Genomic DNA, 14857 nt, shown 5'->3' with positions numbered 1-14857 from the left:
AAAAATTAATGTCAAGCACAGGTGTATTTTGTGTCTGCTCTTATTATAAATGATGGAACTGTATTTTTCGATCGAAACGCGTTGTCAGTTTTCAGGGATATTCGCTGTTGTTTTCTGTTGACTCCTGCAATCTGATGGGATTGGCGCTCCCGTTCTGGTGAAATGGGCTTCGGCAGCGGTTTTCAGCAGAACGCATCCATGATTCCCATTGGCCTTTGCATCTAGAAAAGCTGCTTGACGCCGATTGCCACCAGCGCCAGCCCCGCGATAACCGACGCCTTCCGGCCAAGATTGAAGCGTGAAAACACGCCGGACAGATAGTTGCCGGCCAGCAGCGCCAAAAAGCTGATGACAGCGGACAGGATGCCGATCAGAAACGCATTGAGTCCCGCAAGCCCTCCGCCAAGGCTTCCGCCTACGTTATTTAAGGAAAGTGCAACACCCAGCAGCGTCGCCTCTTTAAAATCGATGTGATTTGAATGGTCCGCGTCCGCAAGCTCGCACTCCTGCGCAATATGCAGCGGATTGGTGTGCTTTTTATTCTTCTTTTCCCGCTTTGGAAGGTACTCCGACAGGATCATCCAGATGCCGATGGCGCACAGGAACACCATGCTGATGATATTGGCGATGGTCGCATTCATGTAATTGCCGATAAAGCCGCCGCATTCAGCAAACAGGAATGAGATGGCAAAGGTAATGACCGAAATCCACAGATTTTTTCCGATGCTGATTCGGATGCCTTTTAAACTATACGCTATTCTTACGCCGATATTATCCAGATTATTCACCAAAGCAAACACAATACAGTACAAAAAATCACTCATGACAGCTTTCACCTCTCCCTACTATATGAAAAGCAGAGAGTTGGTGTGAGGAAACATTGCGGATGCGATTGTCCCAAAATCGTGATCAAACGTCCGAAACGCGCGTGTTTTAACTTTCTGACAGAAAATGTTTTTCAGGCGGACTATCTGTTTCCCATCATCAAAATTCCAATGCAGAATAAGAGTCATTTTTTGCAGACTCTGAGGACATACCAATCCAGCTCCTGTCATGTTATGCTATTGACAGACCCAGAAAAACGTAAATTGCTTTTGGATTTTATAGATTATTTGCTGTCTTCTCAGAAAAAGCAATCCACCTTATCGTGAATTTACCTTTGAAGCTGTTCCAGCACTCAGAAGAGAATTTCGTTTAACACGAAACTGGTGTTGTGTAACACTTCGTTAAATTTTGTTTGCCAAGTGACACTTGGCAAGGTGGCTGCTGTACCGCTGTGGCACAGCGGTCTCGCTTTGTTTGCCAAGGCACCTTGGCAATCTGGTCGTTACTCCGCTGTGGCACAGCGGTATCACTTTGTTTGCCAAGGCACCTTGGCAATCTGGTCGTTACTCCGCTGTTGCGTAGCGGCTTCACGCTGTTTGCCAAGAACCACTTGGCAAGGTGGTCGTTACTTCTTTGCGCGGCCAAAGAAGTAACCAAGAAAGGCCGTTCAAGGGGGCCATGCACTGTGCCGCTTAGGGCCAGATGGCCCCCTTGAAAATCCCCTATGATATCCCGCTTTCCGCTTCGGCCGCCTGCGGGCGGCGTTTTGTTTTTGGCTGGGTGGTTGGGCGTAGCTAGCAGCGGACGCTTTCCCGCTTACAGGTTACTCTCATAGTACCCCAATACTTTAGCTGGTTCGTTAACTGACATCGATTTTTGTGGATTTCGTCGGACATGAATAACACCACAAATCTTCGATCAAGCATCTTACAGGAAATCTACAGGGACTCAACTTTCTCCGACAGGCACGTCGGGCAACCACCCTGTTTATTTAGAGCACAAAACAAAACCTTTCTCGCACAGCATAGTATTGATTGCTCTGCTGATGGATTTGGAATCCAGAGCGAGCAGAGATATAGATATACTTGTCAATGCAATGGACGTCCGAACCCAGCGAACGCTGTGCTTCCTTGCCCTAAATATGATACGGACGGGCAGAGGGGGTTTCCAAAGGGGGAATGACGTCCATACTGACTGTACCGAAGCGGCATTCCCCCTTTGGCGGCCTTTCTTGGTTCTTCTTTGGCCGCGCAAAGAAGAACTTCCACCCTGCCAAGTGGTACTTGGTAAACAAAAGAAGACCGCTGCGCTGCAGCAATCAAAACACAAAAATCCCGCTGCAAACCCGACGCTTGCAGCGGGATTCTCATCCTCAGCCCTCCACGACTTCATAATGCGTGGAGGCTGTCTCTTTATTCGCATATTCGCTGACCTTCAGCACCTTGACCTTGATGGGCCTTGACCCGAGGTTGATTTCAATGATATCCCCCTCCTTGACGTCATAGGAGGCGCGGGCGGCCTTTCCGTTTACCGCGATCCTGCCCGCATCGCAGGCTTCGTTTGCGACGGTCCGGCGCTTGATGAGTCTGGTCACCTTCAGATATTTGTCCAATCGCATGGGATTCCTTCCTTTCCAAGCCGGTCAAAAAATAAAACCGGCGTCTTTTAGCAGACATCCGGTTCTATCAGGAAATATCTTATTTCGCAACTGCGTCTTTGAGTCCCTTGCCTGCTTTGAAGCCCGGTACCTTGCATGCCGGAACGATCATTTCTTCCTGGGTTCTCGGATTCTTGCAGGTTCTCTCTGCACGTTCTTTTACTTCGAAGGTTCCGAATCCAACCAGCGCGACCTTTTCGCCGGCTGCCAGGGAATCGGTGATGGATTCGAGGACCGCATTCAGCGCCTTTTCAGAATCCTTTTTGGAATAGTCCAGTTTTTCCGCTATTTTATTGACTAAATCTACCTTTGTCATTTTAAAACGCCTCCATTTTTTATATATTCAACAGGATTTGGGACCCTGTGAATTCACATCTTTATCTTTCCGTTTTCAGTTCCTTTTTGGCCTGCGCCCACAATGCATTCAGCTTGTCGAGCGAAGCCTGCTCCATATCGATGCCCTGTTCTTCTGCCAAACGCTCCACCGCGGCAAACCGCCTGATGAATTTATCACACGAGCATCCAAGCGCTTCCTCCGCGTCGGTCTTTAAAAACCGGCTGACGTTGACACAGGCAAACAACAGGTCGCCAAGCTCCTCTTTCTGGTTCTCCCGGTCTCCCGTTTCAATGGCCTGTTCCAGTTCCCGTACCTCGCTCTTGAGATCGCACAGCGCATCGCCGACACCCGGATAGTCAAACCCGGTTCTTGCGGCACGCTTCTGCACCTTTTCACTGCGCATCAGCGACGGGAACACCTTCGGCACGCTCAGCAGCGTATCGGTTGCGGATTCCTGGCCCTTCTCGACCTTCTTGATCGCATCCCAGTTTTTGAGCACCGTCTCGCTGTCATCCGCCTTCACATCCGCAAAGATGTGCGGATGGCGCAGAATCAGCTTCTGGCAGATGCCGTCACAGACATCGTCAAAATTGAAGGAACCGATCTCCTGTTCCATCTGTGCATGAAAGACCACCTGTAAAAGCACGTCGCCAAGCTCTTCTTTGAGATGTTCGGCGTCGTTTTGGTCGATCGCTTCCAGAACCTCGTAGGTTTCCTCCAGAAAATTGTTGCGGATGGTATGGTGGTCCTGCTTTTTGTCCCACGGACAGCCTCCCGGGCTGCGCAGCAGCGCCATGATGGTCCTGAGATCATCGATGCCGTACCGTTCCTTAAAAGTAAAGTTTTCTGCCATACGTCCTCACCAACAGTCCTTAAAAAGTAATCTTCCCGGAATGGGGCCTCATTATCCCAACCGCCCGCAGTTTTTCCCCATATATGGGGCTTTCGGCCCGCAAGCGGCAACACTACTTATATTACCCTATCAGTTTATATTTTTCAAGTGCTTTTGCAATTTTTTCGCCTTTTGGTAACATTATAACGTCATCTTTCACGATTCCCCGGATCAGGAACAAGACGAAAATATAGATTATTCCAGATAACGCAATCGCGCACAGGGTTGCAAGCTTCCCATCGATGATTCTCGCCAGAATATCATGCGAGACAAACGCTGTCACACCCATTATGGCCGCCGCAAATCCCGGCTTCAGAAACACGCCGGAGACGTTCAGCGAAACGTTTGTGGATCGCTTGAGAATCCACAGGCTCAGCAGGACGATCAGCACATAGCACAGGATGGTGCCGATCGGCGCGCCCTTGATGTTGACGGATGGGATGGAGATCAGCACCAGATTGGTCGCCAGCTTGAGTGACGCGCCCAGAATCATCAGCTTTACCGGGATGCCCGCGCGTCCCACCGCCTGCAGGATGCTGTTGACCGGCGTGGTGATCGCGACAAAGATGGCGCCGATGCCCATCATCTGCAGCAGCGGGGCCGCGATCATGCATTCATCCGGCCTCGCGGAATAAAGCAGCTCCAGAATCGGCTGCGCGAGCACCGACAGCCCGACGCCGGCCGGGATGGCGATCAGCGTCGTGATGCGCAGCACCGACTGGATGCTGTGCTGGATCTGCTTTTTATTGCGCAGCCCCCAGGCCGACGCGACGGCCGGCAGCGCGCTGATGCCGAATGAAACCGTGATGGCCGGCACCAGGTTGAAGATCGTGACCGCCGTTCCGTTATAGGAACCGTACAGGTAGTTCGGAATCTCTGACAGGTTCATGCCTTCGGGCAGAAACGCGCGGTACATCGACAAAATCACATCCGGTGCCTCCTGGATGGCGCTTTGCAGACGGTTCATAATCGTGACGACATCGATCAGCGAAGTGATGTTGATCACAACGGCGCCCAGACAGGCCGGCAGCGCGATCTTCACGATACTGCGCATCAGCACGCGGCGGCGCTGGGCAGGCGGGGACGCCGCCATCTGTTCCTTTGTGATGCCGTCCCCCTTCAGCCTGTGGCGCAGAATCAGGAACAGTGCGCCCATCATGGTGCTGAGCGCGACACCCGCTATGGCGCCTGCCGCCGCAAACGGCAGGATATGCGCCTTTGCGTCGTCCAGGCTGTTTACCAGGGTGCCGAACACCAGTCCGGTGGTCTCATACTGCTGCATGCCGAGCTGCATCAGGTAGGCCGCGCCGAAGATGCCGAAGCCGAGCTTCGCCACCGCCTCGACAATCTGCGACACCGCCGTCGGGTACATGTTGCGCAGCCCTTCATAGTAGCCGCGGTAGGAGGACATCATGCAGCCGAAGAAAACCGCCGGCGAGATCATCAGGATGCTCAGAAGCGCGTCTTGGTTGCCGACCAGCTTCGCAAAGAGCGGCGCGCCGAAAAACAGAAGCAGGAAGCCGCCAAGGCCCAGAATGAAAAACAGCGTGCAGGACAGCTTCATGATCCTGCGCACATCCCGGTACTGCCGGCGGGCCGCATGTTCGGCGACCAGCTTGGACACCGCGACCGGAAGCCCGGCGATCGACAGCGCGTAGATTGGATTGAATAAGGTGTACGCCGTCATGAAATAGCCCATTCCGGTGCCGCCGATCAGATTGGTCAATGGTATCTTGAACAGCGCCCCGATCAGCTTGACGACAATCGTAGCCGCCACCAGAATCAGCGCGCCATGCAGAAAGCTCTGCCCCGTTCGTTTAGACAATCACAACACTTCCCCATCTTTCATGGATTCATGTCCCCATTATATGACGAAAACTCTTGAAACATGCAGACGTGTCCCAAATGGATGTCGTGTCTGCGGGATTCCCTGCGTTTCCCTATTGCCGGAAACCTGCCGGGTATTGTTTCCGGTACAATACGCCTGTATCCTTCTATCCGAACGCCATCTGCGCATCCGCTCGGATCCCATCCGTACCTCCCATATCCGAATCTTACTGATGGATCTCCTATTAAAACAATATCTGTACATTCTCTATCCAAACCGTATCTGTGCATTCTTCTGCCCCTTCACGCGCTCATTGCCGGAACCTTGGCGGTTACATCCCGCCTTTGATTTCATGGCCGGACAGGTCCGGGGATACATCCATCCTGAGATACCGGCCTGCTGAGCCGGGGAGCACTTATGACGCAGTTGATAGAAATGGACAGGCCGCCGCTCTGCGTATGCAAAGCGGCGGCCGCATCATTTGATCTATGCCTGGATGTCGTACAAAATTTCACAGTATGTCGGGAACGGCCACTGGTTCAGGTCGGTACTCTGCTCAAGCTCGTCGCTTGCTTCCCGCAGCTGATCCATAATGACCAGCATCTCTTCCTTGATTTTGAATGCCTTCTCGTATTCATCGTGGATCTCTTCGATTCTCGCGATGCTCTCTTTAAGCGCGTCGGTGGAACGCTGGAACCGGTCGATGTTCGAACAATATTCCTTCAGCTTCTTTTTCTGCGCGCAGGTACAGTCGAACACCTTTTCCAGCACCTTGACCGAATCGGCCAGCTCCATGACATAGCGGTTGACCGCCGGATAGATCTGTTCCTCGGCCATGATGACCATCGTCTTCGCCTCGATCATGCGGCGCTTGTTGTACGCCTCCAGCGTGATCTCATAGCGCGCGTGCATCTCCTCGGCTGTGTAGATCTCATACTTCTCGAACAGCTCGATGGTCTTGTCGCTGATGAGCTCCTTGACACATTCGACGGTATCCTTATAGTTCGGCAGTCCCCTTCTGACAGCTTCCTCCACCCATTCGTCGGAATAGCCGTTGCCGTTGAAGATGACCCTGCCGTGGTTGTTGTAGGTGTCCGCGATAATCGAGGTGATCTCATTGTCGAAATCAGTCGTGTTCTCGAGCCGGGTCGCGAACTCATCCAGCACCGACGCGACGATCGTGTTCAGGATGGTGTTCGCCCAGGAGATCGTCATCGACGAGCCGATCATGCGGAACTCGAATTTATTGCCGGTAAAGGCAAACGGCGAGGTGCGGTTCCGGTCGGACGCGTCGGCATACAGCATCGGCAGGCTCGGCACGCCGAAATCGACCAGACGCTTCATATCGTCCACAACCACATCATCTTCACCGATGTCACCGGAGATTTTTTTCAGGACGTTGGTCAGCTCCTCGCCCAGGCAGATCGAGATGATCGCCGGCGGCGCTTCACAGGCGCCCAGACGGTGGTCGTTGCCGGCGCTGGCCGCTGAGACCCGCAGCAGGCCCGCATGCACATCGATTGCCTTGATGACCGCGCACAGGAAGACCAGGAACTTCGCGTTGTCGTACGGATTGTCGCCCGGGTTCATCAGGTTGAGCCCGGTGTCGGTTGCAAGGTTCCAGTTGTTGTGCTTGCCGGAGCCGTTGATGTAGGCGAACGGCTTCTCGTGCAGCAGGCATTTGAGCCCATGGCGGGCCGCGAGCTTATCGAGCGTTTCCATGATCAGCTGGTTCTGGTCGGCCGCGATGTTCTCCACCGAGAAGATCGGCGCAAGCTCATGCTGGCAGGGCGCGACCTCGTTGTGCTTCGTTTTGGCCGATACGCCCATCTTCCAAAGCTCCTCGTCGAGCTCGGACATGAACGGGGAAATCTTCTCGGAGATGAGCCCGAAGTAATAGTCATCCATCTCCTGTCCCTTCGGCGGCTTCGCGCCGAACAGTGTGCGGCCGGAAAGGACCAGGTCCATGCGGTGTTTATAGATGTCCGCGTCGATCAGGAAGTACTCCTGCTCCGCGCCGACGTTGGTTTTGACATTTTTGACGGTGTATTCGCCGAACTGGCGCAGCACGCGCAGCGACTGGTTGCTGATGGCCTTGACCGAACGCAGCAGCGGCGTCTTCTCATCCAGCGCGGTTCCGCCCCAGGAGCAGAACGCGGTCGGGATGCAGAGCGTCACGCCGGATTTATCCTCCTTGAGGAAGGCCGGGGAGGTCGGGTCCCACATCGTATAGCCGCGCGCCTCGAAGGTCTGTCTGAGACCGCCGGACGGGAAGCTGGATGCGTCCGATTCGCCCTTGATGAGCATCTTGCCGGAGAACTCCATGATCGCGCCGCCGTCGTGCATCGGGCGGATGAACGATTCGTGCTTTTCGGCGGTGAAGCCGTTGAGCGGCTGGAACCAGTGGGTATAATGGGTGGCGCCCTTGCTGATCGCCCAATCCTTCATGGCGTTTGCAACCACCTCGGCCAGGTCGCGGTTCAAATCCAGACGGTAATCGATGACCTGTTTGAGCTCCTTATATTTTTCCTTGGGAAGACGCTGTCTCATGACGCGGTCGTCAAAGACGTTGATCCCGAATATCTCCGACGGCATTTTCTTTTTGTTCTTGCTCACTAAGCTGCACCTCCAACAATATTCAAAAAACGGATGTTCTGTTTTGCCCTGGTTTTTAATTGTTTCCTGTGATAATGGTTCTTGACGATGGGGGTTCCTTCTTTATTTTGGCTTGAGATAGGAACCAAAGAAAAGCGGTTTTGGCCGCCGGTGGCGGCGGATCTTCATTTTTATCTTTTGTGAATGGCTTCCGGCCATGGCGGGTTTCTGCGCGGGGTGTTTTTGCGCCGGCACGCGGCGGTTTTCTTTTGTTTTGCCAAGGTACCTCGGCAAGGTGGCAGCTACTTCTTTGCCGGCCAAAGAAGTAGCCAAGAAAGGCCGTTCAAGGGGTCTGCCGCCCCCTTAAAAATCCCCCAATCACGCAGCTATTCTGGAATTGGGCAGTTTCTGCTTCTAGATGACGGCGGGGATGCCCGCAATGGCTCGGTTCAGAGGCACTGCGCAGCACGCCGCTCTACCGAAGCAATGTGCTGTCGCGGCAGGCAACACCCACACATCCGTAGTATTGTCTCGTCCAGCCTCATAGATTTCTCCACGCCATGGCGGGAATTGTTCCTAACTACTGCAATGCGTCTATGCATCTATATCTTCTGCATATCCCCGCTTTATCGTGCTGTCATAACCTGCATGGCACGATGTTGGAATTCCATGCACGCTGTTACGTATAAAACTAAATACCCGAAGCCATCCCGATGGAATGAAAGGAAACCTGTCCCGCTGTTCGCCGGTAGGACAGGTTTCTTCCCTGAGCTTATCGCACGGCGGGGTACCCGCCTGTTCTTTCGGTTAGATGGAGATTTCCATTGCCATCTTATAGAGATTGTGGTCAAATTCCTTCTTCATATTCAACGCTTCGAGGATATCGAAGTCGGTGATCCTGCCGTTCTGCATGGCGACAACACGGTTGCCGATGCCCTTTTCGAGCAGGCCGACCGCATAGCAACCCATTTCGCTGGCGACCACTCTGTCGCGGACCGTCGGGGAACCGCCTCTCTGGACGTGTCCCAGCACCGTTGCGCGGGACTCGACGCCGGTCAGCTCTTCAATTTCCTTCGCAATCTCATCGACATGGCCGACGCCCTCGGATACCACGACGATGAAATGATGCTTGCCGGTCTTCATCGTGTTGTTGATGCGCTGAGCAACCTCCTCCATGCTGTACGGAACCTCTTCAACCAGGATGGCCGTTGCGCCGCAGGCGATGCCCGCGTTCAGCGCAATGTGTCCCGCGTGGCGGCCCATGACCTCGACCACCGAGCAGCGGTCGTGGGATTGGGAGGTGTCGCGCAGCTTGTCGATCATATCGATCGCGGTGTTCATCGCTGTATCGTAACCGACTGTATATTCGGTGGAAGAGATGTCGTTGTCGATGGTTCCCGGGATGCCGACGCACGGAATGCCCTTTAAGGACAGGTCTCTCGCGCCGCGGAACGAACCGTCGCCGCCGATGACCACGATACCGTCAATGCCGTTGTCCAGACAGCTCTGCTTGCCCTTTTCGATGCCTTCATCATAGCGGAATTCTTCACAGCGGGCCGTATAAAGGACTGTGCCGCCTTTATGGATGATTTCGGAAACGCTGCGCAGGCTCATCTGCTCCATATCACCGTTAATTAGGCCGTTGTAGCCCTTTTTGATGCCGATGACATTCATGCCATGATAGATTGCTGAGCGCACAACCGCTCTCACAGCCGCGTTCATGCCCGGGGCATCCCCTCCGCTGGTTAAGACGCCGATTGTTTTCACCTTGTCACTCATAATACTTACCATTCCTTTCACAAATATACAGTTCATGAATCCTCTATTACCAAAAGGATGGCCGGGCCATCCGGACAAAATCGCGTAATTTCACACAGCTTGCTTTCCATATATAGCAATTCGAAACTAGAATACATTATAATACATCCGCACTTGAAAGTTCAAGTCTAATCCGGCAAAATTATAGAATATATTTGATATTTTCTTCACCAAGTATACCCCGCAATTCATTTAACATGATATCATTCACATCAATCCAGAGTTTTTTGGGCAACATGACCAACTTGTTCGAATCGGTGAACAGCGCATAGACCGGTGTGATGCCTTCAAACACCCGGAACACCTTTTCCGCTTTCAGCAGCTTCGGGTCCTCCTTGTCCTTCACCCGCAGATAGACTCCCTTGCGCTTGGTCTTAGCCCCTTCCGCCGGTGCGCTGGACGGGTCCTTCATCTGCTTGTACTGCTCGATGGTCAGCACCTTTTCACAGATCAGCTTCGGTTCCTCCTCCTCGCGCAGGTTGATGCGCCCGGAAACCGCCACGGCGGCCCCCACCTGGATGACCGTGCTGAACTGCTCGAGCACCCGCGGGAAGATGACCAGCTCCATCGAGCCGGCGACGTCCTCGAGGGTCGCGAAGGCCATCATATCGTTGTTTTTGGTGGTTTTTAGCTTGCGGGTTTCAATGACGCCGATGATTGTGACGCTGTCATTCTCATGGTAGAAGTTGTCGCGCTCCTTGAGCGACACGGCAATCTCATTAATCTGCGCGGTCTTATACTTTTCAATCAAATCCATATACTCCATCATCGGATGGCCGGACAGGTAAAGCCCTGTCGTCTGCTTCTCCATCGCAAGCTTTTCCTTGACCGAAAATTCCTCGACATCCGGCAGATGGTAGACCCCAGCGGCCGGCGCGGTGTCCGAACCCGTGTCGAACAGGTTCATCTGGCCTTCCAGGTTCTTGCGCCGCGTTTCGGCGATCGAGGAGAGCACCGATTCAAAGGTCATCAGCATCTGGCGGCGGGACGCGCCCAGATGGTCGAGCGCACCGCATTTGATGAAGCTTTCCATCGTGCGCTTGTTGAGGTCCTTGTCGTACATCCGTTCACACAGGGTGAAGAAGTTGTCGAACGGGCCGTTCTCCTCCCGCTCCCGGATGATCGATTCGATGACCGCGCGGCCGACATTCTTGACTGCCAGCAGCCCGAACCGGATGCCCTCGTCGGTGACGGTGAAGCCCTCGAAGCTCTCGTTGATGTCCGGCGGCAGCACCTTGATGCCCAGCTTGACGCATTCGCCGATATACTCGGTGACCTTGCTCGTGTTGTCCAGCACGCTGGTCAGCAGCGCCGCCATGAATTCCTTCGGATAGTGGCATTTCAGGTAGGCCGTGCGGTAAGCCACCATCGCGTAGGCCGCCGCATGGGATTTGTTGAACGCATAGGACGCGAACGAGATCATCTCGTCGAACAGCTCGCTGGCTGTCTTTTCATCCACGCCGTTCTTGATGGCGCCGCAGCATTCCTCGTTTCCGTCTTCATCCACCTTGCCGTAGATGAAGTTGTGCCGCTCCTTCTGCATGACGTCCATCTTCTTCTTGCTCATCGCGCGGCGCACAAGGTCGGCCTGTCCATAGGAATACCCGGCCAGCGCGCGGCAGATCTGCATGACCTGTTCCTGATAGACCGTACAGCCGTAGGTGACCTTCAAAATCGGCTCCAGCAGCGGATGCTTGTAGGTGATCTTCTCCGGATGATGCCGGTTTTCTATATATTTCGGAATCGAGTCCATGGGGCCGGGGCGGTACAGCGAGATGACCGCGATGAGGTCCTCAAAGCCCTCCGGTTTAAGCCCGACCAGGACGTTTCGCATGCCCGCCGACTCGAACTGGAACACCCCCTGCGCCGCGCCGGTCGAGAGCATCTCGTAGACCGCCGGGTCGTCGGGCGTCATCTGTTCCAGGTCAAAGTCCGGCGTGTGCCGCCGCACCATTTTCTGCGCGTAATCGATGACCGTGAGGGTGCGAAGCCCCAGGAAGTCCATCTTTAAAAGGCCCAGCTCCTCCAATGTGGTCATCGTGAACTGCGTGACCACCGATTCGTCATTTTTCGCCAGCGGGACATAGCTGTCGACCGGGTCGCGCGTGATGACCACGCCGGCCGCGTGGGTCGAGGCGTGCCGCGGCATGCCCTCCAGCTCCCGCGCCGTGTCGATCAGATCGTGCACGGCAGTGTCGTCCTCATAGGCGCTGCGCAGCTCGGACGAGGTCTTCATCGCCCGATCGATGGTCATATGCAGCTCCATCGGGATCATTTTCGCGACGTTGTCCACCGCCTGGTAGGACATGCCCAGCGCGCGTCCGACGTCGCGGATGGCCGCCCGCGCCGCCATCGTTCCAAAGGTGATGATCTGCGCGACATGGTCCGCCCCATACCGGTCCACGACATAGTCGATGACCTTCTGGCGCTTCTCATAGCAGAAATCGATGTCGAAGTCCGGCATGCTGACCCGTTCGGGGTTTAAAAAGCGCTCGAACAGCAGGTTATACCGCAGCGGGTCGATGTCGGTGATGCCGATGCAGTAGGCCGCCAGCGAACCCGCGCCGGAGCCCCTTCCGGGGCCGACCGGGATGTCGTGGCTCTTGGCATAGTTGATGAAATCCCAGACAATCAAAAAGTAGTCGACATACCCCATCCTGGTGATGACGTCCAGTTCGTATTCCAGACGCTCGGCGATCTCCCTGTCCGGATTCTCCCCGTAATGGCGGTGAAGGCCCCTGCGGCACAGATCGTAGAAATACTCCCTGTTCTCCCGGCCGTCCGGCGCGACGAAATATGGCAGCTTGGTCACGCCGAACTCGAATTCGACGTTGCACATCTCGGCGACCTTGGCGGTGTTGTCCAGCGCTTCCTCGACAAACGAGAACCGTTCGAGCATCTCCTCGCGGCTCTTGATGTAGAATTCCTCGGTCGAAAATTCCAGGCCGCCCTCCTCATCGATCGTGTGGTTGGTCTGGATGCAGATCAGCACATGCTGCATGCGGCTGTCCTTCTTGTCGATGTAGTGCGCGTCGTTGGTCGCAACCATCGGGATGCCGGTCTCCCTGGACAGGCGGATGAGGTCGGGCAGAATCTCCTTCTGCTCCTTGATATCGTGGTCCTGCAGTTCTATGTAATAGTTGCCGTGGCCGAACAGGTTTTCGAAGTAGAGCGCGGTTTCCTTGGCCGCCTCGTAGTCCCCGTCCATCAGCCGCTGCGGAATCTCCCCGGCCAGGCACGCGGAGAGCGCAATCAGCCCTTCATGGTGCTGTTCGAGCAGCTCGCGGTCGATGCGCGGCTTGGCGTAAAATCCCTCGGTGAAGCCGGCAGACACCATCTTGATCAGGTTCTGGTAGCCGGTGTTGTTTTTGCACAGCAGCACCAGATGGTACGGCTGCCGGTCGAGCTGATGCACCTTGTCGAACCGCGTGCGGCGCGACACATACACCTCGCAGCCGATAATCGGCTTGACGCCCGCGGCCTTTGCCTTCCTGTAGAAATCGATGACGCCGTACATCACGCCGTGGTCGGTGATCGCCACGGCTTCCTGCCCCATCGCCTTGACCTTCTCGACCAGCCGTTCGATCCGGCACGCGCCGTCGAGCAGGCTGTATTCGGTATGCACATGCAGATGTACAAAGTTTTCAGGCATGTTCTCCATCTCCTCCCCTCTCCCGGTATTCCTCGGCAATCCTGCCTAATTTATGTAACCGGTGGTTTACCCCCGAGCGCGAGATCGGCTCGGACAGGCTTTCCCCGAGTTCCTTCAGTGATAAATCCGGCTCCCGCAGCCGAAGCTCCGCCAGCTCCCTGAGCGGTTCGTCGAGCTGCTCGAGGCCGCCGTGCTTCATGATCAGCCGGATATCCCGGATGTGCTGCTGGGCCGCGTTGACCGTCTTTGAGATGTTCGCGGTTTCGCAGTTGGTCGTGCGGTTGATGCGATTGCGCATGTCCTTGACCACCTTGACCTCCATGAGCTGCAGCGACGCGTTCACGGCGCCGAGCATGGTCAGGAGGTCCTCGATATGCTCGCTCTCCTTGTAGTACAGCACATACTGGCCGCGCCGGACGGTGTCCTTGGGCTTGTCCAGCAGCTCCCCAATCAGATACTGCAAATCGCGGCTGAGCTTGTAATGCGGCAGCACATACTCGATATGATAGCCCTTCTGGGGGTCGGTGACGTTGCCGCAGGCCAGAAACGCGCCGCGCAGAAACGCCTTCATGCTCTCCTCATCCTCGAGGTTTGCGCGCCCGATGCGCAGTGTGACCTCTTTGGTTTCGTGCCCGAACCGCGCCAGCACCCGCTGCCGGTCGGCCGCATCCTCCACAAATACAGTGTAGGCTCTCTGCGCATCCCGCGCCGAAACGTCCATGCGTGCTTTGACGCCGGTGGAAGCTTCCAGCAGCTGGGCATAGGCATCTGCGACATGCTCGTTCTCAGTCTGGATCGAGATGCTCTGTGCGCTGAAGCTCTTACCAAACAATAATATGCCATATGCCTGCCCCAAGATGAGTTCGGGCAGGCATAGCTTGATACTGCTTAATTCCCTTTTGAGCTGATATCCAAAAGACATTGTCATCTTCCTTCTGCTTGTTTTCCACTGTCTGATACAGGTGAGAAGCCGCCGAAGCTTCTCGCGAAAGCCCCGCTTTGGCAAACCTGTATGCTCCCGGTCTATTTTGTTAAAATATGACTTGCTGTTTCTGAAACGCTCTTGTAAAGAAATGTTCTATACAAGGCCGCCTAAAAGACTTCATCCAAACCACTTATTATACCAGGCCGCTGAAAAAGGCTTATTCCACCCGCTTTCATGATGTGGAACCGCTGAAAAGGTTCTGTCCACACCGCTTTTCATGATGCAGAACCACTGAAAAGCCCATTTATGCCGCTTCTCATAATGCGGA

The 14857-nt window shown here is 54.8% G+C and carries 10 protein-coding genes; all 10 read right to left on the bottom strand.

The window, feature by feature from the left end; translation table 11 throughout:
- Positions 1 to 221 precede the first annotated feature (221 nt).
- Positions 222 to 824 (bottom strand): manganese efflux pump, encoded by a 603-nt coding sequence (locus BN348_RS03230; RefSeq protein WP_040196145.1) that lies wholly within the window; start codon positions 822 to 824, stop codon positions 222 to 224.
- Between the two features lie 1373 nt (positions 825 to 2197).
- Entirely contained in the window at positions 2198 to 2443 is a 246-nt protein-coding gene (locus BN348_RS03225; RefSeq protein ID WP_040196144.1) for an RNA-binding S4 domain-containing protein, read from the bottom strand.
- A 79-nt stretch (positions 2444 to 2522) separates the two neighbouring features.
- Entirely contained in the window at positions 2523 to 2798 is a 276-nt protein-coding gene (locus BN348_RS03220; RefSeq protein WP_040196142.1) for an HU family DNA-binding protein, read from the bottom strand.
- Positions 2799 to 2859: 61 nt separating this feature from the next.
- Positions 2860 to 3672 carry a nucleoside triphosphate pyrophosphohydrolase gene (mazG, locus tag BN348_RS03215; RefSeq protein WP_040196141.1) on the bottom strand — a complete coding sequence of 271 codons (813 nt, stop codon included), beginning with the start codon at positions 3670 to 3672 and terminating at the stop codon, positions 2860 to 2862.
- 121 nt (positions 3673 to 3793) lie between these two features.
- The gene (locus BN348_RS03210; RefSeq protein ID WP_040196140.1) at positions 3794 to 5536 is read right to left on the bottom strand and encodes a putative polysaccharide biosynthesis protein; all 1743 of its coding nucleotides are present in this window, start codon (positions 5534 to 5536) and stop codon (positions 3794 to 3796) included.
- A gap of 489 nt (positions 5537 to 6025) precedes the next feature.
- Positions 6026 to 8134, bottom strand: coding sequence for a glutamine synthetase III family protein (locus BN348_RS03205; protein ID WP_040196215.1), 2109 nt, complete (start codon positions 8132 to 8134; stop codon positions 6026 to 6028).
- A gap of 123 nt (positions 8135 to 8257) precedes the next feature.
- Complete coding sequence (locus BN348_RS13820) at positions 8258 to 8467, bottom strand: hypothetical protein (protein WP_156136396.1); 210 nt, start codon at positions 8465 to 8467, stop codon at positions 8258 to 8260.
- Positions 8468 to 8941: 474 nt separating this feature from the next.
- Positions 8942 to 9913, bottom strand: a complete 972-nt coding sequence (gene pfkA / locus BN348_RS03200) for a 6-phosphofructokinase (protein ID WP_040196138.1) — start codon at positions 9911 to 9913, stop codon at positions 8942 to 8944.
- A gap of 181 nt (positions 9914 to 10094) precedes the next feature.
- Entirely contained in the window at positions 10095 to 13613 is a 3519-nt protein-coding gene (locus BN348_RS03195; protein ID WP_040196136.1) for a DNA polymerase III subunit alpha, read from the bottom strand.
- Positions 13597 to 14526, bottom strand: a complete 930-nt coding sequence (gene whiA / locus BN348_RS03190; protein ID WP_040196135.1) for a DNA-binding protein WhiA — start codon at positions 14524 to 14526, stop codon at positions 13597 to 13599. Before whiA ends, BN348_RS03195 begins: the two co-directional genes overlap by 17 nt.
- Positions 14527 to 14857: the final 331 nt, after the last annotated feature.

The sequence above is a fragment of the Candidatus Soleaferrea massiliensis AP7 genome (assembly GCF_000820765.1).
GTDB lineage: Bacteria > Bacillota > Clostridia > Oscillospirales > Ruminococcaceae > Soleaferrea > Soleaferrea massiliensis.
This window is presented reverse-complemented; position numbering and strand designations above follow the sequence as displayed.

What these genes read in the sequence shown, in the direction of transcription:
- BN348_RS03230 (WP_040196145.1), bottom strand. Translation starts at nt 824, where the DNA reads ATGAGTGATTTTTTGTACTGTATTGTGTTTGCTTTGGTGAATAATCTG.
- BN348_RS03225 (WP_040196144.1), bottom strand. Translation starts at nt 2,443, where the DNA reads ATGCGATTGGACAAATATCTGAAGGTGACCAGACTCATCAAGCGCCGG.
- BN348_RS03220 (WP_040196142.1), bottom strand. Translation starts at nt 2,798, where the DNA reads ATGACAAAGGTAGATTTAGTCAATAAAATAGCGGAAAAACTGGACTAT.
- mazG (WP_040196141.1), bottom strand. Translation starts at nt 3,672, where the DNA reads ATGGCAGAAAACTTTACTTTTAAGGAACGGTACGGCATCGATGATCTC.
- BN348_RS03205 (WP_040196215.1), bottom strand. Translation starts at nt 8,134, where the DNA reads ATGCCGTCGGAGATATTCGGGATCAACGTCTTTGACGACCGCGTCATG.
- pfkA (WP_040196138.1), bottom strand. Translation starts at nt 9,913, where the DNA reads ATGAGTGACAAGGTGAAAACAATCGGCGTCTTAACCAGCGGAGGGGAT.
- BN348_RS03195 (WP_040196136.1), bottom strand. Translation starts at nt 13,613, where the DNA reads ATGGAGAACATGCCTGAAAACTTTGTACATCTGCATGTGCATACCGAA.
- whiA (WP_040196135.1), bottom strand. Translation starts at nt 14,526, where the DNA reads ATGTCTTTTGGATATCAGCTCAAAAGGGAATTAAGCAGTATCAAGCTA.